This window comes from Brevibacillus schisleri (genome assembly GCF_055685845.1).
On sequence record NZ_JBVNDM010000001.1, the window covers coordinates 1,004,977 to 1,027,448 of the forward strand.

Here is a 22,472-nt window from a genome sequence, read left to right on the forward strand (position 1 = left end):
AGGAGTGAGGGGAGGGAGGTCATGGGGACAATCCTGCTCCTGTTTAGCCTCTTGTGTGTGGCAGTAGGGACCTGGAAGTTAATCGGGATCTACAAGGCAGAAAAGGCTGACAGCAAGCCGCTCTGGTGGACGGTCGCGAGCGTGGGGATTGCGCTTTTTTTTCTTTTGAAGCTGGTAACGGATACGTTGCCAACATAAACAAGCACCTGTAGCCAGAGAGCTTACAGGTGCTTGTTTTTTCTTCAAGGAAAGAAAAAATGGCTAGCCATTTTTCATTATTCGTAGCGCAGTGCTTCAATTGGATCGAGCTTGGCTGCCTTGTTGGCCGGATAGAGGCCGAAGAAAATACCGATGGCACTGGAGAAGCCAAATGCGATAAACACGCTGTTCCAGGACATAAGCGGCGGCAACTGTGCAAAATAGGCAATGATCGAAGCGATACCAAGGCCGAACAACACCCCGATCAATCCACCGATCAAGCAGACGATGACCGATTCAATCAAAAACTGAATCAAAATATCTCGTCGGCGTGCCCCTAATGCTTTGCGAATCCCGATTTCCCGAGTACGCTCTGTCACGGATACGAGCATGATGTTCATCACGCCGACGCCGCCAACCACGAGGGAGATACCTGCGATGATACTGAAGATCAGCGTCAAGGTGCCCGTCATTTGATTAAACTGATCCATCGATTCCTGCATGCTGCGAACTCTGTAATGGTCTTCCTTTTGATGCTTGCGGCTCAAGTACTGTTTGACCTGCTGCATGGCTGGGTCGACAGACGCTTTGTCGATCGCTTTTCCCATGATCATTTGGACAAAAGGCTCTTCCTGCAAGCTCATTTCGTAACGGATGGGAATAATCGCTCCATAGCTCGTTGCCATATCAAACTTGAACTTCTCTTCCGTGTACGTCCCGATTACGACGAGAGATTGATTTCCCCAGCGAACACGCTGACCAATCGGGCTCATTTGACCGAACAGCTTTTGAGCAAGAGCTTCCTCTAGAACGATGACAGCGCGTTGCTCTTTGTCATCGACCTCGTTGAAAAGTCGCCCTTTTGCCACCTTCAAGGTTGATTGCATCGAAAAATAGTCAGCAGTGGAGGCAGTGAGGTTGACGCGCTCTTCTTTTTTCGGGCCCTTCAAATCAATCGTACTGGAGTTGGAAGGCACGATGTATTCAATGGCAGGACTAATCCTGCCGAGTACCTCGGTATCTTCCACGGTCATATCTTCTGAAGCTATCTCTTCTTTTGTCTCCCAATTGATGAAGACGTTAAACGTGTTTTGCCCGAACTTTTCCATCTCTTCGTTGATGGCTTTTTGTCCACCTTCACCGAGTGCCGTGACGACAATGACGGAGGTAATCCCGATGATGATCCCGAGCATGGTCAAGATCGAGCGCATTTTGTTCGCCCAAATACCTTCTACGGCGGTGTTAAAGCTTTCCATAAAATTCATGTGACAATCACCTCGTTAGACGGCTTGGAGAAAATTCGCTCCGTAACATTTTCATCCCGAATGATCACGCCATCCTTGAAAGTCACAATCCGCTCAGCATGCTGGGCGATATCCAATTCGTGGGTAACCAGAATGATCGTAACGCCCTGCGCATGCAGCTCCTGAAACATGGCCATAATTTCGACTCCAGAGCGGCTATCCAGATTTCCCGTGGGTTCATCTGCCAACAGGATGGCTGGTTTATTGACCAGTGCTCTAGCAATTGCTACACGCTGTTTTTGACCACCGGATAGCTGGGTTGGTTTATGATCCATGCGTTCAGCCAGTCCCACTCGCTTGAGTGCTTCTGTAGCCCGCTTGCGCCGTTCTGAACGACTGACATTGGCGTACAACATCGGCAGCTCTACATTGTGCAAGGAGGAAGAGCGGGCGAGTAGATTAAACGATTGGAACACAAAGCCGATCTTTTGGTTGCGAACAACGGCGAGCTCCGTATCCTTCAAGCTGCTGACCTCAATGCCGTCTAACATGTACGAGCCAGAATCTGGACGATCCAGACAGCCTAGCATGTTCATAAATGTCGACTTCCCTGATCCTGATGGCCCCATGATGGCAACGAATTCGCCTTGTTCCACCAGCAGGGAGACACCTTTTAAGATGGGCAGTACGGTATCACCCGTCTTGTATGCTTTCGTCAAGCCTTCTACATGAAGCATCGTCGGCTGACCTCCTTCTTTACGTGTTACATGCCCATTGGTGCGCCGCCGCCACTCATCGGCATGACAGGTGTTCCTTCAGTCAGGGATTCGACAGGGCCAAGAATCACTTGCTCATCACCGTTAAGTCCAGACTTGACGTGAGAGAACAACTCATTTTCCATACCGGTTTGGACTTTCTGTTTTTTCGCCACACCATTGTCAGATACCCAAACAAAGGTGCTGCCGTCAGCATCTTGCTGTACAGCTTCGATTGGCACTTGCAAGGCATTATCGATTTTTTCGACGGAGATGTTGATGTCCACATGGAAGCCAGGCTTCAAAGCAGATAGATCTCCAGATGGCTTGAGGGTAACTTTGACGCGTGTTTTTTCACCTTGCCCCGATTTGGTGGCAGTAGTGATCGCGGTTGGAGAGATGCGCGCTACTTCCGCATTCAGCTTTTTCTTTCCGAGTGTCACGCCTTCAATCGTGGCAGATTGACCGATTTTGAGCTTATTGACATCGGATTCGTTGATATCTGCTTCAACCAACAGATTGTTCAGATTGGCAAGGGTCAAGATTTCTGTTCCCTTGTTGACGTATTGACCGTTATCAGCTGCAACGCCAATGACGGTTCCATCCATAGGTGCTACGACGACGCTTTGGACACGTTCTTTATTCAACTGTGCTTTTTCTACATTTAGCTTGTTGATTTGGGCTTGCTGAGCGGCAATGTCTTCCTTGCGTGGCCCCTTTTGCTTGAGAGCGAGCTGTTGCTTGGCGACATTCAGCGTAGATAGGGTACTTTCCATTTGTGATTTCAACTTGTCCAGCTCTTGCTGGGTAGAAGCGCCAGAAGTGAATAATTGATTCATCCGGTCATATTCCCGCTTTGCCGCATCGTATTCACGCTGGGCTTGGGAGACGCGTTCTCTGTCCTGTGCGACTTCTTCCGGTTCGTTGCCGATTTGTGCCTTGGCGAGGTTGGCTTTGGCCAATTCCATTTGCGCTTCCAGCTCGAGAATTCGGCTATCGACATCGGACGTGTCGATTTTCGCGATCACTTGTCCCTTTTTCACCTTGTCTCCTTCCTTGACGACAAACTCACGTAAGGTTCCAGTGACGTTGGCGTACTGTTTGAGCTTGTCTTCTACGGTGACGAGCCCTGATGTCAAAACCTTGCTTTCCAAAGCTGATTTCGTTGGTGCGCCGATGTTGACAGGCATTCCCATAGCTTGTTGCGATCCCATCATGGAAAACGCAACGCCCCCGATGCCCAGGAGGACTACGACGGAACCGATGATCCACCATCGTTTTTTCATGTTCATTCTCCTTGCTTTGGTAAGAACCATATTATTTCATTGCTCAAAAGGGTTTTACGGTAGTGCTGGAAAAAGGTAACATAAAACGCCGAATGCTCACATTTTGGACACATTTAAATGCATTTTGATACGTTTTATCGGGAAGTTCTTTGCCGCCAATTGCCGTGATATCATAGATAAAGATGAGATGACGTTCCTCGGAGGGGAGCTATGAACAAAACGATTCGTTTTGATTACGCCAACGCTCGAGCCTTTGTCAAACAGCATGAGTGGGAGCAGCTTTCTCCAGCGATCGAAATGGCGCATCAAATGCTTCATTCAAGGACTGGACCCGGCAAGGATTATCTTGGTTGGGTCGATTGGCCGGAACAATACGACCGGGATGAGTATGAGCGAATTCGCCAAGCGTCAGTTCGGATTCAATCGGATTCAGATGTGCTTCTGGTGATTGGCATCGGAGGCTCGTATCTCGGGGCAAAAGCGGTGCTTGACATTTTGGGTCACAGCTTTTACAATTTGCTGCCGAAGTCCAAGCGACGTTTTCCAGAGATTTATTTTGTGGGCAACAATATTAGTCCGATTTATATCTCTCATCTGATGGACGTAATAGAAGGAAAAAATGTGTCCGTCAACGTCATCTCAAAATCGGGCACGACTACAGAGCCCGCTATCGCGTTTCGACTTTTTCGGGAATGGCTGGAAAAGAAATACGGACGTGAAGAGGCCAAAAAACGAATTTACATTACGACGGATAAGCAGCGAGGAGCCCTGAAAAAGCTGGCGGATGATGAGGGCTATGCGTGCTTTGTCATTCCGGATAATATCGGTGGGCGATATTCAGTTCTGACTGCGGTTGGATTGTTGCCGATCGCTGTAAGCGGGGCGAACGTAGATGCACTCATGCAAGGGGCCAGGGATGCACGCGAATGCTACATGGTCATGGATTTGCGCGATAATCCATGCTATCAGTATGCGGCGATTCGCAATGCACTCTATCGAAAAGGTAAGACAGTGGAGCTGTTGGTCAGCTATGAACCCCAGTTTCGCTACTTTGCGGAGTGGTGGAAGCAGCTCTTTGGGGAATCGGAAGGCAAGGATGGCAAAGGAATTTTTCCGGCTTCTGCCGAGTTTTCAACGGACTTGCATTCGTTGGGTCAATACATACAGGACGGCATGAGGCATTTGTTTGAGACCGTTCTGTCTGTGACGAAGCCCCTTGTTGATTTGACTGTCCAGGAGGATCCCGCTGACGTCGATGGATTGAATTTTTTGACTGGAAAACGAATGGGGTATGTCAATAAAAAGGCTTTCGAGGGAACGGTGCTGGCTCATGTGGACGGCGGTGTACCGAATCTGCTTGTGGAAATACCGGAGGCGACAGCTTACTATCTCGGTGGACTGATTTACTTTTTTGAAAAGGCATGCGGAATCAGCGGCTATTTGCTAGGCGTCAATCCGTTTGATCAGCCAGGGGTGGAGGCGTACAAGGCCAATATGTTTGCCTTGCTGGGCAAGCCGGGCTACGAGCGGCAGAAAGCGGAACTGGAGGCAAGATTGCGCGAGAATAAAACGTATTTGACCGTTGAGGAGACAGCCGCCTATTTGGAGCTTCCTGAGACGTTTATTATGGAAAAAATCAAGCAGGGACGCATCCGTGCTGTTCATGACGGCAATGAGTACATCATTAATAAAGAGCAATTCAATCATCATCTGGAGGAAATTCGCAAGCTCCAGGAGTTCGAGGATGCCGCGCGTCATGAACCGATTCCGGAGAGCTACGATGTGAAGGATGAGGATTAACCAGGGGACGTGCTTGTCAGATAGCTGCAAACAGGACTATACTTACAAAGGAATATCATAATGAACAAGCAACTTGGGGAGTCCTTCATGCGGGGCTGAGAGGATGGAAGCGATCGACCATCGACCCATTGCACCTGATCCGGATCATGCCGGCGCAGGGATACGGTTGCCGGCAGACAGCGCTTTTCGCTTGATTGTTACCTATGCGCATGTAGCCCACCTTTTCCTGCTCGGGAACTGGTGGGCTTTTTGTTATGAAGACATGTGGCTGTAGGGGAGAGAAGAATATTTCCAGTCTAGGCTCCAGGCTCCGTCCTGCTGGGGGCTGGGACTGTCCGCTCCGAAGGGATTCGCGGGGAAACGCAAAAGTGGTAGCCGCTTCTGGAAATATTCTTCTCTAGCGTAACTAATTGCGTTCTTCATTAATTAAAAATCTTTAGGAATCGGATAACACAAAAAGCTCGTAGAGGAAACAGGAGAAAAAAGCGAAGATCTTAGGGACACCGACCGAGACGCCATGCAAAAAGCGAAACACGTTCTTAAGCGTCCACCTCTGATACACATCCTTGAAGATACCACTTTGGACGCGGTTTCGCTTTTTGCATGGAGTCGGGCAGAGGGTCCCACAGCGGGTGGCCCTAGAATCTGAGCGTTTTCTCCTGTTTCCTCCACGCCACAACAGCAACGTTCAAGACGCATTTAATCAACATGGTGAGGAGAGAAAAAAGATGAGTGATTGTCTGGTAGTGGGTGGAGGAATTATCGGATTGAGCTTGGCATACGAGCTGTCACAGCGCGGGGTGAGCGTGACTTTGGTTGAGCAGGGCGAATGGGGAGGGCAGGCGTCTTCTGCTGCGGCAGGAATGCTTGCTCCTTTGAAAGAATTCACAGCACCTGGACCGATGCTCGATTTGGGCATGGAGTCGCTTGCGCTATACCCGGAATGGGCAGCAGAGCTGGAAGAATGGAGTGGTGGAGACGTCCAACTAAGCCTGGATGGGTTGTTGACCGTCGCGTTAAATGAGGAGGAAGTCCAACAGCTCGCCGACAAGTACCGTTGGCAAAAAGAAGCGGGCCATGCTGTGCACTGGCTCTCGAATACAGCGCAAGTGAAGGAGATAGAGCCGCTTCTGACCGATCAAGTGCAGGCGGCCATCTACTCGCCGTACGAAGGACACATCAACAATCGAATGCTTCTTCGCGCCTTGGCTACTGCTTGCCAATTGCAAGGAGTGAAGCTGTTATCAGGCTGTGTGGTAAGCGGGATTGCCGTGAAAGGCGGAAAAGTGATCGGAATCGAGACCTCTTCAGGGTCACTACGTGCCACACAGACCGTGATTTCCTCGGGAGCGTGGGTTGGAATGATGCTTGCGATGCTGGGTGTTTCCGTGCCGATTCGCCCTGTACGCGGGCAGATTGCGGCCGTTTCTTCCGTGGGCATTCCATTACGAACAGTGATTTTCGGAACGACAGGCTACATCACCCCGAAAAAGGATGGGAAAATTGTCCTTGGTGCGACTGAGGATGAGAGTGGTTTCCAGCGAGACGTTACAATGGCAGGTTTAGCGAGTATCTTGCAAGGGACCATGCCGTATGTTCCTGCGCTTCACTCCGCTACCTTTCTGGAGGCGTGGGGGGGACTTCGACCTGCGACACAAGATGGCAAGCCGCTTTTGGGCCCCGTTCCTGGCTGGGAAGGACTGTCGATCGCAGGCGGACATTTTCGCAATGGTATCCTGCTTTCTCCTGTCACTGCAAAAGCGATGGCAGACTTTGTGGAAAAAGGGGAGACGGAGCGCCTTTTGCCATTTTTACCTGCCCGCTTTCTATAAATTGGGCTAGTCACGCCTAGATTCCGGTAACCTCCCCATGGGCACTTGTATATGGTAATAAAGAAACACCAGAAGGGGAGGAGTTTCCATGCAGTCTGATTCTGAAAAAAACCTGTATCAGGCTGACATTCAGTTTGTCAGCCTGTTAAAGGATATGCGAGAAAATGTGCACAACATCTGCAAGGAGCACGTGGAGAAAAAAGTGCGCATCGAAGCACTTGACGGGCAAGTGTTTGAAGGCGTCATTGTCGATTATGATGATCAAAACGTATACGTAGAAGTTGTCGACCAGGATGCGGAGGAAGAAGAAGTTTTCGAAGAGTATGATTATGAGAACTATGAGGACTACAATCCTTATCAAGTAATGGAAGTGGCGCATCGGCAGCCGTATGGAGGATGGGGGCAGTATCCTGATTATTACTTTCAATATGTGAGCTATAATCCGTATGCAGGTTATCCTCCCTATGGCGATCTCAGTCCATATGGAAGCAATCCATACTATCCGCAGGTAAGTCCTTATGGCGATGAGTTCAATCCATACAGTCAGGTAAGTCCTTTCGGCAGTTCCAACAACTCACGGGTCAGCCCGTTTAGCAGCAGCAATCGTCCCGCCCCCCAAGTCAGCCCGTACAGCAGCAGTAACCGTCCCGCTCCCCAAGTCAGTCCGTATAGCGAGCAGAAACCGCAGGTAAGTCCGTGGGAGCAAAATCTATCGCCATTTCCACCATTCTCGCCGTATCCGCCATTTTTTTGTCCGCCGCCGCCACCACCCCCACCGCCATATATTTTGCCAAAAGTCCAAGGGAGAAGACGTAGAAGATGCCGGAACGGACGTAGAATCATTCCATTGGCACTCTTTACACTCCTGACAATTGTCTTGATTTAATGGTGGGGAACTCTTACAAGCCTCTCAAGGCCATCAGGCTTAGGAGGCTTGCTGCTTTTTGTAGATGTGAGAGTACAACCTCGCCTTTTGTCACACACTACGAACAAAAGGTGGACGTTTCTCATAGTATAAACAAAGGCAGGGATTGACGATGAAACAAATAAACAGCAGCTTGCCAGGCACGCGGGCGACATTTGGCTATTTTCGTGAAGCGCTTCAGCCGCATTTTACATTATCCAACTGGGATTATGAGCAAGGGTACTTCGACCGGGCGCTGGATGATAAAAACATGGTCTATTTGCGCTTGCCTGTAAAAGTATTGCAAGGCGAGCTAGATAGCCCGGATGCATGGCTGGAACTGGGGCGACCGTTTGTGATCCGGCATGTGTACCAGACTGGGGTAGAAGAAGATATTGGCTACACGGAGGCGCTCGCTTCGGGTTTGATGAATCAGTTTCAAGAGCCGGTAGACAAAGACGCACAGATTGATTCGAGATGGATTCGAAAAGCAGAGGCGGTTGTCAAAGAGCTGGAGAATCGCCTCGCGTGAGACAGGCCGCCGATAGGCCTGTTTTTTCTTGTTCATAGCAGGGAAAATATAGGTGACTAAAGAATGGTAGCACATGGAAAAAGCGAGGTGGAAATATGGCCTGGTACCATGCAGTGGCGAAATGGTATTGGAAAATCCGCAAGCCTCTCACCTTGGGTGTCCGTGTCATTGTAACGGATAAAGAAAAGGGAGTTTTGTTAATTCGGCATACGTATGTCCATGGCTGGTATTTGCCGGGGGGAGGGGTAGAGCGAGGAGAGTCGTTTGGGGAAGCTGCTCGCAGGGAGTTGTGGGAGGAGTGCGGGATACGAGCAGACGTACTTACCCTCTGCCATCTGTTTTACAGTGAGCGGGAAGGAAAACGTGACCACATTGCCTTGTATCATGTCGACCTCACACCTGGCCAAGAATTGCATAAGGATGACAAAGAAGTAGCGGAAATGCGCTTTTTTGCTTGGGATGAACTTCCTCAGGAAATATCACCAGCTACAGAGAGGCGTTTATCTCAGTATCGCATGCAGTCTTTTAAGAGTGACCACTGGTGACAGGTGGGATTTTATGCAAGTCGATTTTTCCTATGGTATAGTGAAGACAAACACCAGAGCGTACATGACCGCTTGTAAGGATAAAAGTGAGGGCAGACCAGCATGAAGATTGCGACTGTACTGCGAAATGACGATTATACACGAGAAGTGGAACAAGCATTAAAAGAAAAGCTGCATGCAGCGAATAGCCCGTTTACCTTTGTGAAGGGACCAGGTGAGCACCCGGATATGGTGTTGTCCATCGGGGGAGACGGGACACTTTTGGAGGCTGTCCATCAATACGGAATCGAGCCGTCTTATGTGGGGATTCATACGGGACATCTCGGCTTCTATGCGGACTGGCGTCCCGAGGAGCTGGACGAATTTGTTGAGCGTCTGATGAACGATGAGCCTCTGATCGCGGAATACCCGACGGTCCAATGCAGGATTAGCACAAGAGATGGCAAGCAGTATGAAAAGTGGGCGTTGAATGAAATGGTTTTGCGCAACGCGAATTTGTCTACCTTGGTGACATGCGTCTATATAAATGGCGATGAGCTGGAGACATTTCGCGGTGACGGCTTGATCGTTTCATCACCGTCAGGAAGTACAGCCTACAACAAGGCGGTGGATGGAGCGATTGTTCATCCGTCTATTGAGGCGATTCAGTTGTCCGAGATCGCTTCGATTAATAATCAAGCGTATCGGACGATCAACAGCTCGCTCGTATTGCCGAAGCATCATGAAGTAGAGCTGATCGTCATGAATCCTGAGATTATGATTGGCTTGGACCGCGAGCAGGCAGTGTGGAAAGATGTGTGTTCCATTCGTTGCCGAGTGGGACCTGACAAAGTGAAATTCGCTCGCTACAAGCGACTGACGTTTTGGGGGCGGGTTCGCAATTCGTTTATATCCGGATAGAGAAAGCGTTGGGGAGGGGAACCAAATGAAAAAAGTAGGAACACTGCAGACCATTTTCCGTCATCCTGTCAAAGGGATGCGAGGGGAAGAGCTATCATCCAGTACGGTCGATGAATTTGGCTTGTATGGAGACCGTGCCTATTATTTTTTGGATAATGCTCGTCAAGGTAAGTATCTCAGTGCGGATGTTGTGCCCGCTTTAATCGGGTATCATGCCAGCATGAGCGAAGGGACAGGAAAAGAGGCGTACCCGCCGATTCGGATTGAAGCCCGAGACGGCAGTGTACATACGTGGGATGATGCCTTATTTGCCCATGTCGCGGAGACGGCGAAGCGCTCCGTTACGCCTATGATTAGTAATCCGCATGAAGGCGGCGTGAACTGGGAAGATCACATTCTGCTGGTCACGGATGCATCTCTTCGAGAGATTGCGCGGCAGATTGACGCAGAACAGGTAGATCCACGACGCTTTCGGGGGAATTTGGTCGTTGTCCTGGAGGATGATGAGCCGTTCGCCGAAGACAAATGGCTGGGCAAGCAGATCAAAATCAATGATGTGACCTTGCAAATCAACAAGCATTGCGAGCGCTGTGTATATGTCAATATCGACCCGGAAACGTTGGCGATGACCCCTGCCGTATTGAAGGCATGCGTCAAGCGGCACAACAATCACTTCGGTGTTTATGCTTCAGTTGTCACGACTGGCAGTGTGTCACAAGGCGATGACGTTTTTTTAGTGGAGATGGAGAGTGACGGGGAATGATCGCTAGCCCTTTAGAAAAGGTTCGCAGCTATGTACAACGCTATGATTCGAGTATCGAGCCAATTTTGTTTGAACAGCCGTTGCCTACGTCGGAAGTGGCTGCACAGGCATTAGGTGTCGAGATCGGACAAATCGCAAAGTCAATCTTGTTTCGGGTGGATGAGCAGTTCGCCTTGTTTGTGGCAGCAGGCGATGTACGTGTCCATCCCAAGCAAGTGAAGGCAGCATTTGGACAAGGAAAGCCAAAGATGGCTACGCCGGAAGAGGTAGAAAAAATGACAGGCTTCCGTGTCGGAGCAGTTTGTCCGTTTGCTTTGCAGGAAGAAGTACCTGTCTATGTGGATCGATCCTTGAAACGCTTTTCTGTGGTTTATACGGCTGCTGGTATAGCAGAATCGCTTTTACCCGTCTCTTATGAAGCACTGTTGGAAATGACAGGGGCAAAGGAAATCGATGCGGCTTCGGCAGAAGGAAGCGCATCATGAAAAAGCTTGCAGTTTCCATCGCAGTAGTAGCCATTGTCGTAGTCGCGGGTCTTTCCATGCTCGGAATGTCAAACCAAACGACAGCCATTGGAAATAACATCTCCCAATCTGCTTCCTCATTTAAAGAGATGACAACAGAAACGTACCTGAGTCAGTACAACAAAATCAAAGAAGATTTAGCTGTGAAAGGAATTCATACTCTTCCTTTTCAGCTTGAGTTGGACAAGCAAACGAATTACTACCGCTTTTATTATCCAAAACAAGAAAATGCGGCAAACGAAAAAGCGATATGGGTAAGCGTTATGCTGAGCGGTGATCAAAAAACAATAGACGGTATCATGTATGAAGGGGTACCTGACGTTCATACAGTGAAGGCGATGATTCAAGCTACTGGACTTACCTGGACTCCAGAGCTGGATCAATTCGTTGCGGTTACCAACATTGCAAAAACGCCAAAAGAAATGGTTGTTTCCGATGTGAAAGTAACGATCGAAGGAACGTCAGCACATATAAAAGTAATGGTTGACCCTGTGAAATTAGAAGCTCCGAAAAAATTATGATGCTGAAAATGAAAAAGTGGTTGGCAGGAGGTTATGGCTGCGCAACCACTTTTCGTTTTTTGTTGTCGTTTAGCGGGAATGAGAGGACTCGCGTGTCTGAACGATTTGGAATAGCTTCACATAAAGAATGGCACTCAACAGAGAGCAGAACAAGATAAACCCCAAAACGCCAATCGGCATGATCCACTCCGAAAGAATGACGGTCACGGGAGCGAGGAAGCGACCAAGCGAGTACTGCAGGTTAGCGGCACCCATGTACTGTCCGCGTGCATGTTCTGGTGCGTATTTGCTGACGAAGCTCTGCTCGACCGGAGTTCGCATCACTTCCCCAACTGTAAAGACAACCACGCATCCGAACAACAGCCAGGCATTCGTCGTGAAACCCACCAAAAACATGCCTATGCCAAATAGCAAGGAGGACAAGAGGAAGATATTCCGGTCGCTCCAGTTCTCAAACCATTTGGTAACTGGCAGAGCGCACAGAACAAACAGTATGCCGCTTATTCCCAGCATCCATCCGAAAATCTCCGTACTGCTAAGCGAGAGCGACCAGGCATTCCACGAAAGAAGTGTCTGCGCTGGGACAAACTCTTTTACATAGACCGCCAAAAATAAATCGAGCTGCACAATTGCGATCGTTATTAGCATGCCCGCGAAAATATAGATAGCAAAAGCTTTGTCGCGTAGAATGACGGCGTAGCTCTGCCGTTGCTCCTTCATAACGGAAGGGAAATGGATAGAGGCGACAGAGCTTTTTACGGACTGTGGCAGTGTCTCTCTCACATTGATCCAGATGGCGATCGAATACAAAAAAGTGACAAGCGCACAAGTCCACAGCAGCTCACTGCGGTATTGAAAGAAAAAGATGGCCCCCAGAGCGGGTCCCAATACGGCGCCAATGTTCATGGCCGTAACGAAGGTAGCGAAGACTCTGCGTCTGTCTTTTTCGGAGGTGAGATCAGCGACCATCGCAGAACTCGCCGGGCTGTATACCGCTTTGCCAATCCCGATTCCAATAAACGCAAGATAATCGATCCAAGAAGAGAGGGAGAAGGCAAACAGGACAAACATGCTCGCCTGCAAAAACGCTCCTGACAGCATGACATATCGACGACCAAATCGATCAGCCAAATAGCCGCCAAAAAGATTGCCGATCATACTCATAATCGGTGGCACTGTCATGAGTAACCCGGCAACATTTTTGCCAAAGGTATCACTAAAGTGGAGGGTAAGAAAGGGAAAGTACATCCAAAATAATAGGTTGAAAAGGGTCTCGCCGATCAATCTGGTCTTCAGGTTCAGATCCCATGACAGCCATTGCACAGCAGGGTTACCTCCTATTTTTGATTCCCTGGCCAGGTACACCCACTTTAGTGCAAATTTTCAAAAAGATATAGACTTATAATCATCCGTCGGTTACACTAATATCATAAGGGCTAAGGGATTAGACCCTGGCTTAAGATGTGCCACTTTTAGGGATTCGCTTCTTACAAAACAAATAAGCCGACACTTCCTGTGTAAAAGGGGTGTCGGCTTTTCGTATGTGGTTACTTGACCATCCATTGATAAAAATGAACATCGTGCCATTCTCCGAACTTGAATCCCACCTCTTGAAACCTCCCTGCCAATGTAAACCCGAACTTCTCATGCAGCTTCACGCTGGCGTCATTGCCACCTACGATTCCGCTCACGATCGTGTGGTATTCGAGTTGTCTGGCACGCTCCAGAATCGCACTCATCAAGGTAGTGCCAACGCCTTTCCCACTTTGATCAGGGGCGATATAAATAGACAGTTCCGTTGATTTTTGATAGGCGGGCTTCTCACGGAAAATGGACAGACTGCAATATCCGATCACTTTCCCTTCATATTCGGCGACGATGATCGGATGTCTGCCACCGTGCTTGTGAAACCACACTTCGCGCTGGGCTAAGGTCTGTGGCTCCAAGTCAAATGTCGCAACCAGATTTTCACCGCGTAGTTGTAAATAGCAAGCATAGCGGGCAGGTCACCCAGAACTGCGTCTCTGATCTGTAGCATGATATTTTCTCTCCTCATGTTGGGTGGTAGGACTTATTGAACGATTCGAACGAATTCTAGCGTGCGGCTTCGTAAACCTGCCGCAGGCTTGTAAATCCCTGGGATTGTGCTTTTACCAAATACTTCGCCCAGAGCGTTCCAGCGGCAACAGCGTCACAGTAAGCGTGATGCCTGCGTGAGATCGGGATGTCGTGGGCCGCACAGAGGGCGTCCAGCGAGCCGTTGCCAATCGGATTATTCAACAATCGGATGAGCAGCATCGTATCCAGCATGCGATGGGTAAACGGACGCCGGCTCGTTTTCCAAAGCCCAGATCGCAAAAATTCACGCTCATGGCGAGAATGATGGGCAACGAGCGGACGATCTCCAACGAATTGAAAAAACCGGGACAAAGCCTCTAATAGCGGAGGAGCATCGGCAATCATATCATGGGTAATCCCGGTGAGAGAGCGGATGTGTGGAGGAATCGCCCGTCCGGGATTGACCAACGTATAAAAAGAATCGCCGAGGAGGAGGTGTTCTCCTCTCATGGCGACTGCTCCCATCGAGATAATCGCGTCTCCGTGATCGGGATAAAAACCGGTTGTTTCCAGATCGACGACAACAACCTCCAGATCGTGTAGTGGAATATCGGCACTGGAATCGACCTGTTTATTCACTTTGGAGATGGAACGCAAATAGGCGATGTGTTGTTTATCATCTGCAATACCCGGCACGTCGCGGTTCATATGCCAAATGCGACCGAATAAGTCCCAGTTTGCCACGCAATTTCCTCCTATCGCCCCAAAATGGACGGGAGCTTTTCTGTCATTTTTTGCAGGCGGATCGCTAGCTTCATCGACTGTCGCACCATCAATTGGGTGTCAGGAGAAAGCTCCCCTAGTTTGATATAGCTATTGCTTGTGTATTGTCCATCTTCCCAATGGAGGTGAGCGATCAGTCGAAGACCTTGAATTTGCCGGAAGTACGCGGCTACCTCGTCACAAAAGCTTTTGCTCCAGACGCCTTTTTCGCCGAGTAGATCCAATCGTTCTAAGGTAGAGCTGGCAAAGATGCCATGTGCCAAGGCAAAATGCCGTACGCAATTCACCAGTGGCAAATAGATGCCATACTTCACATTGATGGCACCGCGGAAGCGCCCATGGACTTCGGGTAAAACTCTGCCGAATATTCCAAGTGGTACCCGATAATGCAACGTATTGCTCACTAGTCGATTCAACAAAAAGACGTTCCCTGCAAGCAATTGACGGAAGCGGTCATGGACGGGAGTAAAAATGGCCGATTCGCCCCATAAGACACGCACATCACTTGCGAGTAGTAAATAACGAGCGTTCTCCCAGATGGGGTGAGAGACCCATCTGTCTATTTGGTCCAGCCATTGATCGGTGCTGCCCCGCCATTTAGGGGAGAGGCAAGTGACATTCCCTTGGCAGGGAGGATAGCCAGCTACCTCCAAACCAGCAACGATCGTCGCCCCCAGTAGCTGAAAGTAGCCATGTATTTTTTCTGTGTCCTGTTCGCCCAGATGATCTGGCAATTGATAGACGAGACCGTTATCCTGATCGCTGATGAGTGCTTGCTCTGATCGGCCGCCACTGCCGAATTGCAGAAAGGCAAAGGGGACGGGAGGGGTGCCCAAGCCTCTTTTGGCAAGGTCGTTTACTGCGAGAAGTACCCCTTGTCGGATGAGATTATCATGAATCAGATTGACGACGATGGAAAAGGAGGCCAATTCTCCTGCGCGATTTAATGAACGTAACGGGGAAGGGTCCAACAATTCGCGTCGCAATAAGGCCAGCTCGTTAAAGGAGTCAACATTCCGTATTTTTTCCACTTGTTTAGGTGAGAGAGTGAGAGGTGCTGCTTTGAGTAGATCCAGTCGGTCGTGCGCGTTCAGGCTGGAGCAGTTCGGGATAGCCGTATCCCCCATGTTCGCTAAGGTCAAGACCAATCACCTCTTCCTCTTCAGTGACTCGCAGGCCAATAGTTACTTTTAACACATACAAAATGATCAAGGCTACTACGAAAACGTAGAGCGCAGAGCCAGCCAAGCCCAACGCCTGAACCCCTAGCTGATGCAGACCGCCGCCATAAAACAGCCCAGGACCGCCTACGCCGACCTTTTCAGCAAGCTCAGGGGTAGCGAATAAGCCCGTGGACAATGTTCCCCATATACCAGCCACCCCATGCACGGAAAAAGCAAAGACAGGATCATCAATCCCCATGCGGTCAAACCAAATAGATGTATAAAATGTCAGAATACCTGACACGGAACCAATCACGACAGCTGCCCACAGATCGACGAAGGCGCAGGATGCTGTAATCGCGACGAGAGCTGCGAGGACGCCGTTGAGCATGCTTGGAATATCTGCTTTCCCCATGACGATCCAGGAGATAGCAAGAGCGGCGACGGCGCCCGCTGCGGTAGCGAGATTGGTAGTGACGGCGATATAGCCGAAAAATCCAGATGTGCTGCCGAGCGTGGAGCCAGCATTAAAGCCGAACCAGCCGATCCACAGAAACAGGACACCTAGGACAGAGTAGACTTGGTTGTGACCAGGAATCAGATTGGAGCTGCCGTCGCGATTGTATTTTCCGATGCGAGGTTTCAAAAGGATAGTGGCGACGAGTGCGACGATAGCGCCTTGGAGATGGACAACCGTAGAACCAGCGAAGTCTTGCATCCCGAGCTGTGCCAACCAACCTCCGCCCCATACCCAGTGACCGACGACAGGGTAGATGAGGACGGTAAACAGTACACTGAAAAGAAAATAAATGGACAGCTTGGCGCGTTCAGCAAAACCGCCCCAGGCGATCGCGAGTGAAACGGCTGCAAAAGCGAGCTGAAAGAGGAAGAGAATCGAGATAGGTACAGTTGCAGCGGAAAAAGTGGAGAAAGCGTCTTTTTGCATGCCGTCAAAAAAGAATCCGGAAAGTCCGATGAAAGAGTTCCCGTCTCCAAACGTCAGCCCAAAGCCAAACGCCCAAAAGGCAATCGAGCAGATGCCGAAAGTAAGGACCGTTTTGCCTGCGACGTGACCGGCGTTTTTCATGCGAGTAGAACCGGCTTCCAGCAGGGCGAATCCAACCTGCATGAGAATGACCAGAATGGCCGAGACCATGACCCATGTGGAGTCAATGGCAGACGAGAGACTTGCGACAGTAGGTTCCATCCATCCACCTCTTTTCTGTGTCAGATAACCTGACACTGATTTTATTTATGTCAGATTATATGACATGAAAAATTCGGATGCAATTGTTTTTTTGCAAATAATGAGAAAACATCGATTGAAGGCATCGGGAGGACTTCGATACGGAATGATATAATTGCCTCTGATACCATCACAGAAGGTAAGGGAGAAATATGTACACAATTAGCAGATTTTCTCAGCTTTGCAAAATGAGTCCGCGCATGTTGCGACATTATGACAAGGAAGAACTTTTGAAGCCCGTACATGTAGATACAACAAATGGGTACAGATACTATGAAAAGAGTCAATTAGAAACAGCCTTATTGATCAAGAAGCTGAAAGAATACAGATTTTCCCTGCCAGAGATTAAAGCGATCCTTCAGACATCAGATAGGAAATTATTTATCGGATTGATCCACTCGAAAATAAATGAATTATCCAATGAGATGAATCGATATAGACAAATCATTACAGAAATGCAAGAGATGATTGAAAAAAGAGCGGATATCATTCGTGGGGAAAGAAGATCGTACGATATATTGCTGGGAATGAGAAAAGAAGTAAGTGTCATCAGTCAAAGATTACAGATTCGTATTGCGGATATGGACAAGTACATTGATTCTATGTACGCAAAGGCGGAAGAAAATCAAGTTCAGTTACTGGGTGCTCCGTCTGTTGTGTTTTTCGATGAAGAATTCGCCCCTGACCACAGCAATATGGAGTTGATGATCCCGATCATGAATGGGAATAGCGTTGATTCATCAAGCGAATGGCAAATCAAACAACTTCCCGAACAGTTTGTTGCGACTACTTTGCATTTCGGCAGTTATGACGATATCGGATACGCCCATATGGCACTTGAAGAGTGGACAGATAGCAGCGGCTACTGCTTGGAAGGTCCGCCTTACGAAACCTACTTGAAAGGCACAGAATGTGACTGTCCTGTCGAAGAATATGTGACGCAAATCTCCTTTCCGGTCATGAAAAAAGCCAAACAGTAATTGCTTGACCTTGACACTATGTCAAAGCTTATTCTACTTCTGCAAGAAAGCTTCTAGGACATGAGGGGATGATGAAATTGAATAAGTTTATGGTACTGTGCTCAGGGGTTGTATTAACGGCCGGGATTTTAATAGGGTGTATGTCAAGTAAAGCGGAGGAGAATCAAGGTGTGGAAAAACAATTCGTAGGCAAGTACACCATGCCAGATGAAAAAAGCAAGCATGAAGGTACGTGGTTACTATGGCCGCATAACTTTACGTATGGGAAAGGTTATCAAGAAGAGGTTGAGTCCATTTGGATCGAGATGACAGATGCCTTAAGTAAAGGGGAAAATGTCCATATTGTCGCCTATGATCAATACGAAAAGGACTATATTTATGATCTTCTGTACGAGGAAGGTATCCATATGGACAAAATTGACTTCTACATTGCGCCTACGGACGATGTATGGGCAAGAGACACTGCATCGATCTTTGTATACGACAAGGATAAGAACTTGAAAATGATGGACTGGGGATTTAATGGATGGGGGAAGAAAACGCCGTATAAAAAAGATGCATTACTTTCAAGCAAACTAAGCAAGCAATCGGGGATGGAACGAATTGATTTGAATGATCTTGTGCTTGAAGGTGGAGCATTTGAACTGGATGGGAATGGTACATTTTTATCGACACGCAGTGCTGTTACGAATAAGAATAGAAATCCCCAATTTTCAGAAGCAGACGTTGAGGAATATATAAAAGAGTATCTTGGTGCTACGAACTTTATTTGGTTAGATGGTGTGCCTGGCCAGGACATTACAGATTTTCACATTGATGGTTTTGCTAAATTTTATGATCAGTCAACCATCATTACGATGAATGAAAATGATTTGGAAGAATGGGGTGTCCCGAATAAGGATAGAAAAACATTACTGCGTGCAAAGAATGCTTTTGGAAAATCGTATCAGTATAAGTATTTACCAATAACGAAACACGATGTCGTTTTAGAGAATGGAAAGGACTTAGGATACAGAGGTTCCTATCTCAATTTTTATATTGGGAATACCGTTGTATTAGTTCCGAATTATGATGATCCGAACGACAAAGTCGCAAACGATATCATCCAAAAACTTTACCCTGATCGTAAAGTGATTGGCATTGATGTAAGAGAGCTTTATAAATATGGCGGGATGATTCATTGTGTAACACAACAACAGCCAGTTGAAATGCCTTAAATCCGTACTGAAAAAGCCGGTGATTCCTTGAAGGAGGAAAAACCGGCTTTTTTGGTAGTAAAATGTTACTTAAACAGAGGAGGATTGATGTTGTCCGGTTGTTTTTCGTTTTTCTATCAGGAAGCCAGTGAAGCTCATGACAGCGAGGAATAGTCCACTGACGAGGAAAAGCTGCTCGACGGGCCATTTGCCCATCCAGATGGCACCGAGGCTGCTGGACAATGTACAAAAGAAGGTGAACATGAGCATGTTGATCGCAAAAATTTTCCCTGTACTGCTGATAGATGCTTTGATTTGAATGGCAGTCACGGTCGGGATACCAATGAGCGGCCCTCCGATCCCTGCCACTGCTGCTCCGAGAAAGGCAATCCAGTGAGCGGCACCTCCTGTCGCTAGCAACAGGAATCCGACTGCCTGAAACACCCATCCAACCGTAACCACAAATAAATACCGAGTGTAGAATGAGCGAGCCATGTACAGGCTTCCTAGCAAGTTACCGATCCCGTAAAAGCCCAACAAGACAGCTAATGTACTTCCGTTTCCTTGCTGCATGCGCTCGGCCATAAACGGGAAGCCCACCGTGTAAGTCACCTGCCAGACGAGAAAGCCCATATTGCTAAAGAGAAGAATCAAGAACAGAGCGCGATTTTGTTTTAGCTCCTGTAGACCTGAGGCAATATCCCGGGCGTACTGGCTGGGTGTCATTTTCGTAGAAGATGCGCGTTGTTGATCGGTCAACGAAATACGAATGGCATAAAGGAAAAAGACGGAAATCAAATAGCTGCCTGCGTTTACAAAAAACAAGGTAGACAGCGGCATAATCGAAGCGACCAACCCAATCGACATTGGCGCAATAATCCGAATCGTTCGGAAAGTGGTGTCCAAGATGGCATTTGCTCGTCCTAGCTGCTCTTGGGGAACCACTGATTTGAGTGCAACGGTTCGTGCTGGCTGAAACAGACTGGAGAACAACCCCAACAAAAATTGGGCTGCCAGAAAGAAAACAAACTCCTTCACACCCATGTAGACCAGGATGCCTACCGTGATTGCGACATGAATTCGCGCAACATCCGCACCCACCATAAGCATGCGTGGGCTGTACCGGTCAGCCATGACCCCGCCAACGAGGTAAAACATGAGACCCGCCACCATTTCCGGGATTGCGAGCAGGCTGAGCGCCGTACCCGATTTGGTTGCTTGGAGCAAATACCAGAGTAAAGCAAAGCTGTAGCAATGATCACCGATGCTTGCCGTCATTTGTGCAAGCCAAAGCTTGAGGAACGAACTGTTTTTCCATAAAGATGGGGATGAATCCACGTTGACCCTCTCCGTCCTGCTGATTGCGATAAAATGAATTTGACCATAGCGTAGCAAGGCGAAGAGGGAAAGTAAAGGACTCATGCTTGTGCGGTTACATGTAATTTACCAGTCCTCCAAACGAAGAGAAAATAGGCGATCAGAAAAGTGAAGGTGGCGAAGGTGCTGACCCCCACGAAACCAAAAATCGAATACAAACTGCCTGCGAAAGAAGAGGCAATGAAAGTTCCTATGTACATGCAAGCGTTAGCCAAGCTCGATATGGTACCGCGCGAGGTGTCGGACAATGATTGCAAGTAGCCCATCAGGACAGGCACGAGTACACCGCCGAAGCAATACATGAAGAAGAGGACAACCTGCAAAAAGATGATTCCCGGTATGTAAGGCAAAACAAGATAGAGCAGGGCGCTTCCCAGAAACCCAACGGTCAAAATCGTACCTCTCTTCCAACGCTCGAGTAACCATCCGCTGAGTAAGCTCCCAACGGTGTTGCCAAGCCCGATAACTAAAGTGATCAAGCCAATTTCGGTAACAGATTGTTGATATTGATCGGAAAGCCATACGCCATAAAATGAAAAGACTGCATAGACACCCGTCATGAAAACGAAATAGCCGATAAAGCTGCGTGAAGCTTGCGGCAGTCGCAACAGATCCTTGTAACGTGCAAAAATAGCGTTGGTGGTTCCAAGTCCGGCAATGGAGGTAGGAGGTAATAGATCAGGAAGTTTTCGGATGATGAGTACAAAAGCTCCGAGAGAAGCAATTCCTACAGCCAAAAAAGGAAACGACCAATGATAAGCTGACAGAAAACTGCCGATAGGCACACCGATCACTTGGGAAACCGAAAGACCTGCCATGACAACCCCCATTGCTTTTCCGATACGAGCAGGGGGAAACAAAACAGGAATGGCGGCCCACACCTGAGGACCGATAAAGGCTGAACAGATACCAGCAAGGAAGCGAAAGAAAAGCATCGCGGTGAAACCAGGTGCAAAGGCGCATGCAAGTGTGGAAAGGGCAAATCCGAGCATACCGACTGCCATCACATGTTTCCTGTTTCGATTATCAGATAGCGGGCCGGCGATTAAAGCGGCTAAAGCAAATCCGAGAGCATAGGTTCCGATCAGCCAAGCAGCCTGGTTAGTGGATACGTGATATAACTCTCGCAAGGTTGGCAGCAGTGGGCTAATGATAAATGTATTCGTACCGATCAAAAACATGGTGAAGAAAAAGATCATCAAAAATAGGCGCTCCATAAAAAACTCTCCTCTTTGTTTTATAATTCTATAGTTAAATAACTTTTTAACTAGTGAGCAAAAAAAGGATACCAATTATAAGGTATCTAAAAAGCCAGGCAGAATTTCATCAAATGTCTCTTTATAAATGTGCATGTACCGTGTTTGCCCCTCCTTTCTTACTTTGATCAGTCCTGCCTCTCGAAGTGTCTTGAAATGATAGGAGGCATTGGACTTGGAAGTATCGCAGGTCAAACCCACTTCTGTACAACTCAGCTCGTTGCTGGAATGATATAAGGCCTTTAAAATGGCTAGCCTTGTCTCATCTGCCAACGCTTTAAAAATCTTGATTCGCTTTTCGGTGAGTTCAAGTTGTTCAATATTCATAAAACTATCTTACTAAGGAAACGCAATCCAGGCAACCATTTCATTCCTTTTATTTTTGATACTTCCTATTTTCGTTGTTGTGTTGGTGCTGATAGGAAGCGCCTTGGTTGTCTTCGGTATGCGTATCATCTGCAACGGTACTGCTGGTTAGCCCTGCTACGGCTAATCCTTTTTGATTCAGGTTTTTGGCGCTTTTGAATTTGGACATATTACTACCCCCTATTTGCTAAAATGGATGCTTCCTTAAGATGTCTTGTTTCGAAGGGGAGTAGTCATCCTCAT

Annotated in this window: 24 protein-coding genes, 1 pseudogene and 1 riboswitch; of the genes and pseudogenes, 13 read left to right on the plus strand and 12 right to left on the minus strand. The window is 48.2% G+C overall.

What is annotated here, in order from left to right:
* Positions 1 to 21 precede the first annotated feature (21 nt).
* A complete protein-coding gene (locus tag ACUUHJ_RS05030; protein WP_007724726.1) occupies positions 22 to 198 on the plus strand; it encodes a hypothetical protein in 177 nt (58 codons plus the stop codon).
* Positions 199 to 275: 77 nt separating this feature from the next.
* On the opposite strand, the gene ACUUHJ_RS05035 is transcribed toward ACUUHJ_RS05030, so the two are convergent.
* Genes ACUUHJ_RS05035 through ACUUHJ_RS05045 form a run of 3 tightly spaced genes read right to left on the minus strand, consistent with a single transcriptional unit; the run spans position 276 to position 3,483 of the window.
* Positions 276 to 1,463 (minus strand): ABC transporter permease, encoded by a 1,188-nt coding sequence (locus tag ACUUHJ_RS05035; protein WP_472298391.1) that lies wholly within the window; start codon positions 1,461 to 1,463, stop codon positions 276 to 278.
* Positions 1,460 to 2,179, minus strand: a complete 720-nt coding sequence (locus tag ACUUHJ_RS05040; RefSeq protein ID WP_472298392.1) for an ABC transporter ATP-binding protein — start codon at positions 2,177 to 2,179, stop codon at positions 1,460 to 1,462. Before ACUUHJ_RS05040 ends, ACUUHJ_RS05035 begins: the two co-directional genes overlap by 4 nt.
* Positions 2,180 to 2,205: 26 nt before the next feature.
* Positions 2,206 to 3,483: an efflux RND transporter periplasmic adaptor subunit gene (locus ACUUHJ_RS05045; RefSeq protein WP_173627867.1), complete on the minus strand. Its 1,278-nt coding sequence runs from the start codon at positions 3,481 to 3,483 to the stop codon at positions 2,206 to 2,208.
* 210 nt (positions 3,484 to 3,693) lie between these two features.
* Here ACUUHJ_RS05045 and ACUUHJ_RS05050 point away from each other — a divergent pair.
* From ACUUHJ_RS05050 to ACUUHJ_RS05095, 10 genes and pseudogenes are all read left to right on the plus strand, one after another.
* Positions 3,694 to 5,043, plus strand: a pseudogene (locus ACUUHJ_RS05050) (glucose-6-phosphate isomerase); the annotation flags it as partial.
* A gap of 15 nt (positions 5,044 to 5,058) precedes the next feature.
* A complete protein-coding gene (locus ACUUHJ_RS05055) occupies positions 5,059 to 5,283 on the plus strand; it encodes an excisionase family DNA-binding protein (RefSeq protein WP_306299208.1) in 225 nt (74 codons plus the stop codon).
* 64 nt (positions 5,284 to 5,347) lie between these two features.
* Positions 5,348 to 5,464: riboswitch (TPP riboswitch) on the plus strand.
* 547 nt (positions 5,465 to 6,011) lie between these two features.
* Entirely contained in the window at positions 6,012 to 7,115 is a 1,104-nt protein-coding gene (gene thiO / locus ACUUHJ_RS05060) for a glycine oxidase ThiO (protein ID WP_472298393.1), read from the plus strand.
* An 88-nt stretch (positions 7,116 to 7,203) separates the two neighbouring features.
* The gene (locus ACUUHJ_RS05065) at positions 7,204 to 8,001 is read left to right on the plus strand and encodes an LSm family protein (protein ID WP_472298394.1); all 798 of its coding nucleotides are present in this window, start codon (positions 7,204 to 7,206) and stop codon (positions 7,999 to 8,001) included.
* Between the two features lie 151 nt (positions 8,002 to 8,152).
* A complete protein-coding gene (locus tag ACUUHJ_RS05070) occupies positions 8,153 to 8,551 on the plus strand; it encodes a YugN-like family protein (RefSeq protein WP_289676263.1) in 399 nt (132 codons plus the stop codon).
* Positions 8,552 to 8,646: 95 nt separating this feature from the next.
* Complete coding sequence (locus tag ACUUHJ_RS05075) at positions 8,647 to 9,096, plus strand: NUDIX domain-containing protein (protein ID WP_289676264.1); 450 nt, start codon at positions 8,647 to 8,649, stop codon at positions 9,094 to 9,096.
* Positions 9,097 to 9,198: 102 nt separating this feature from the next.
* On the plus strand, positions 9,199 to 9,996 hold the full coding sequence (locus ACUUHJ_RS05080; RefSeq protein WP_289676265.1) for an NAD kinase: 798 nt from the start codon (positions 9,199 to 9,201) through the stop codon (positions 9,994 to 9,996).
* 25 nt (positions 9,997 to 10,021) lie between these two features.
* Positions 10,022 to 10,759 (plus strand): MOSC domain-containing protein, encoded by a 738-nt coding sequence (locus ACUUHJ_RS05085; RefSeq protein ID WP_289676266.1) that lies wholly within the window; start codon positions 10,022 to 10,024, stop codon positions 10,757 to 10,759.
* Positions 10,756 to 11,244, plus strand: a complete 489-nt coding sequence (locus tag ACUUHJ_RS05090) for a YbaK/EbsC family protein (protein ID WP_056490471.1) — start codon at positions 10,756 to 10,758, stop codon at positions 11,242 to 11,244. The genes ACUUHJ_RS05085 and ACUUHJ_RS05090 overlap by 4 nt, the downstream gene beginning before the upstream one ends.
* Positions 11,241 to 11,804, plus strand: a complete 564-nt coding sequence (locus ACUUHJ_RS05095) for a hypothetical protein (protein WP_472298395.1) — start codon at positions 11,241 to 11,243, stop codon at positions 11,802 to 11,804. Before ACUUHJ_RS05090 ends, ACUUHJ_RS05095 begins: the two co-directional genes overlap by 4 nt.
* 69 nt (positions 11,805 to 11,873) lie before the next feature.
* Here the strand turns inward: ACUUHJ_RS05095 and ACUUHJ_RS05100 are convergent, their stop codons facing one another.
* From ACUUHJ_RS05100 to ACUUHJ_RS05120, 5 genes are all read right to left on the minus strand, one after another.
* Positions 11,874 to 13,127: an MDR family MFS transporter gene (locus tag ACUUHJ_RS05100; protein ID WP_472298396.1), complete on the minus strand. Its 1,254-nt coding sequence runs from the start codon at positions 13,125 to 13,127 to the stop codon at positions 11,874 to 11,876.
* Positions 13,128 to 13,351: 224 nt separating this feature from the next.
* Positions 13,352 to 13,750 carry a GNAT family N-acetyltransferase gene (locus tag ACUUHJ_RS05105; protein ID WP_436406346.1) on the minus strand — a complete coding sequence of 133 codons (399 nt, stop codon included), beginning with the start codon at positions 13,748 to 13,750 and terminating at the stop codon, positions 13,352 to 13,354.
* 148 nt (positions 13,751 to 13,898) lie between these two features.
* Positions 13,899 to 14,606, minus strand: coding sequence for a 3'-5' exonuclease (locus ACUUHJ_RS05110; protein ID WP_289676269.1), 708 nt, complete (start codon positions 14,604 to 14,606; stop codon positions 13,899 to 13,901).
* Between the two features lie 11 nt (positions 14,607 to 14,617).
* A complete protein-coding gene (locus ACUUHJ_RS05115) occupies positions 14,618 to 15,787 on the minus strand; it encodes a DUF294 nucleotidyltransferase-like domain-containing protein (protein WP_472298397.1) in 1,170 nt (389 codons plus the stop codon).
* Positions 15,681 to 17,015: an ammonium transporter gene (locus ACUUHJ_RS05120; protein WP_472298398.1), complete on the minus strand. Its 1,335-nt coding sequence runs from the start codon at positions 17,013 to 17,015 to the stop codon at positions 15,681 to 15,683. Before ACUUHJ_RS05120 ends, ACUUHJ_RS05115 begins: the two co-directional genes overlap by 107 nt.
* A 191-nt stretch (positions 17,016 to 17,206) precedes the next feature.
* Here ACUUHJ_RS05120 and ACUUHJ_RS05125 point away from each other — a divergent pair, with 191 nt between their 5' ends.
* Positions 17,207 to 18,034 carry a MerR family transcriptional regulator gene (locus ACUUHJ_RS05125; protein WP_289676272.1) on the plus strand — a complete coding sequence of 276 codons (828 nt, stop codon included), beginning with the start codon at positions 17,207 to 17,209 and terminating at the stop codon, positions 18,032 to 18,034.
* Between the two features lie 77 nt (positions 18,035 to 18,111).
* Entirely contained in the window at positions 18,112 to 19,251 is a 1,140-nt protein-coding gene (locus ACUUHJ_RS05130; protein ID WP_472298399.1) for an agmatine deiminase family protein, read from the plus strand.
* A 69-nt stretch (positions 19,252 to 19,320) separates the two neighbouring features.
* Here the strand turns inward: ACUUHJ_RS05130 and ACUUHJ_RS05135 are convergent, their stop codons facing one another.
* The 4 genes from ACUUHJ_RS05135 to ACUUHJ_RS05150 all read right to left on the minus strand — a co-directional run bounded on the left by ACUUHJ_RS05135 (position 19,321) and on the right by ACUUHJ_RS05150 (position 22,398).
* A complete protein-coding gene (locus ACUUHJ_RS05135) occupies positions 19,321 to 20,568 on the minus strand; it encodes an MFS transporter (RefSeq protein WP_472298400.1) in 1,248 nt (415 codons plus the stop codon).
* 80 nt (positions 20,569 to 20,648) lie between these two features.
* Positions 20,649 to 21,824 (minus strand): MFS transporter, encoded by a 1,176-nt coding sequence (locus ACUUHJ_RS05140; protein WP_472298401.1) that lies wholly within the window; start codon positions 21,822 to 21,824, stop codon positions 20,649 to 20,651.
* A 75-nt stretch (positions 21,825 to 21,899) separates the two neighbouring features.
* A complete protein-coding gene (locus ACUUHJ_RS05145) occupies positions 21,900 to 22,190 on the minus strand; it encodes an ArsR/SmtB family transcription factor (RefSeq protein WP_064202332.1) in 291 nt (96 codons plus the stop codon).
* A 49-nt stretch (positions 22,191 to 22,239) separates the two neighbouring features.
* Positions 22,240 to 22,398, minus strand: coding sequence for a hypothetical protein (locus ACUUHJ_RS05150; RefSeq protein ID WP_289676278.1), 159 nt, complete (start codon positions 22,396 to 22,398; stop codon positions 22,240 to 22,242).
* Between the last annotated feature and the right edge of the window lie 74 nt (positions 22,399 to 22,472).

Excerpts from the sequence above, each read along its gene's own strand:
- ACUUHJ_RS05080 (WP_289676265.1), top strand. The coding sequence starts at position 9,199 with ATGAAGATTGCGACTGTACTGCGAAATGACGATTATACACGAGAAGTG.
- ACUUHJ_RS05125 (WP_289676272.1), top strand. The coding sequence starts at position 17,207 with ATGTACACAATTAGCAGATTTTCTCAGCTTTGCAAAATGAGTCCGCGC.
- thiO (WP_472298393.1), top strand. The coding sequence starts at position 6,012 with ATGAGTGATTGTCTGGTAGTGGGTGGAGGAATTATCGGATTGAGCTTG.
- ACUUHJ_RS05085 (WP_289676266.1), top strand. The coding sequence starts at position 10,022 with ATGAAAAAAGTAGGAACACTGCAGACCATTTTCCGTCATCCTGTCAAA.
- ACUUHJ_RS05120 (WP_472298398.1), bottom strand. The coding sequence starts at position 17,015 with ATGGAACCTACTGTCGCAAGTCTCTCGTCTGCCATTGACTCCACATGG.
- ACUUHJ_RS05030 (WP_007724726.1), top strand. The coding sequence starts at position 22 with ATGGGGACAATCCTGCTCCTGTTTAGCCTCTTGTGTGTGGCAGTAGGG.
- ACUUHJ_RS05095 (WP_472298395.1), top strand. The coding sequence starts at position 11,241 with ATGAAAAAGCTTGCAGTTTCCATCGCAGTAGTAGCCATTGTCGTAGTC.
- ACUUHJ_RS05035 (WP_472298391.1), bottom strand. The coding sequence starts at position 1,463 with ATGAATTTTATGGAAAGCTTTAACACCGCCGTAGAAGGTATTTGGGCG.
- ACUUHJ_RS05145 (WP_064202332.1), bottom strand. The coding sequence starts at position 22,190 with ATGAATATTGAACAACTTGAACTCACCGAAAAGCGAATCAAGATTTTT.
- ACUUHJ_RS05075 (WP_289676264.1), top strand. The coding sequence starts at position 8,647 with ATGGCCTGGTACCATGCAGTGGCGAAATGGTATTGGAAAATCCGCAAG.
- ACUUHJ_RS05065 (WP_472298394.1), top strand. The coding sequence starts at position 7,204 with ATGCAGTCTGATTCTGAAAAAAACCTGTATCAGGCTGACATTCAGTTT.
- ACUUHJ_RS05070 (WP_289676263.1), top strand. The coding sequence starts at position 8,153 with ATGAAACAAATAAACAGCAGCTTGCCAGGCACGCGGGCGACATTTGGC.
- ACUUHJ_RS05040 (WP_472298392.1), bottom strand. The coding sequence starts at position 2,179 with ATGCTTCATGTAGAAGGCTTGACGAAAGCATACAAGACGGGTGATACC.
- ACUUHJ_RS05150 (WP_289676278.1), bottom strand. The coding sequence starts at position 22,398 with ATGTCCAAATTCAAAAGCGCCAAAAACCTGAATCAAAAAGGATTAGCC.
- ACUUHJ_RS05140 (WP_472298401.1), bottom strand. The coding sequence starts at position 21,824 with ATGGAGCGCCTATTTTTGATGATCTTTTTCTTCACCATGTTTTTGATC.
- ACUUHJ_RS05045 (WP_173627867.1), bottom strand. The coding sequence starts at position 3,483 with ATGAAAAAACGATGGTGGATCATCGGTTCCGTCGTAGTCCTCCTGGGC.
- ACUUHJ_RS05090 (WP_056490471.1), top strand. The coding sequence starts at position 10,756 with ATGATCGCTAGCCCTTTAGAAAAGGTTCGCAGCTATGTACAACGCTAT.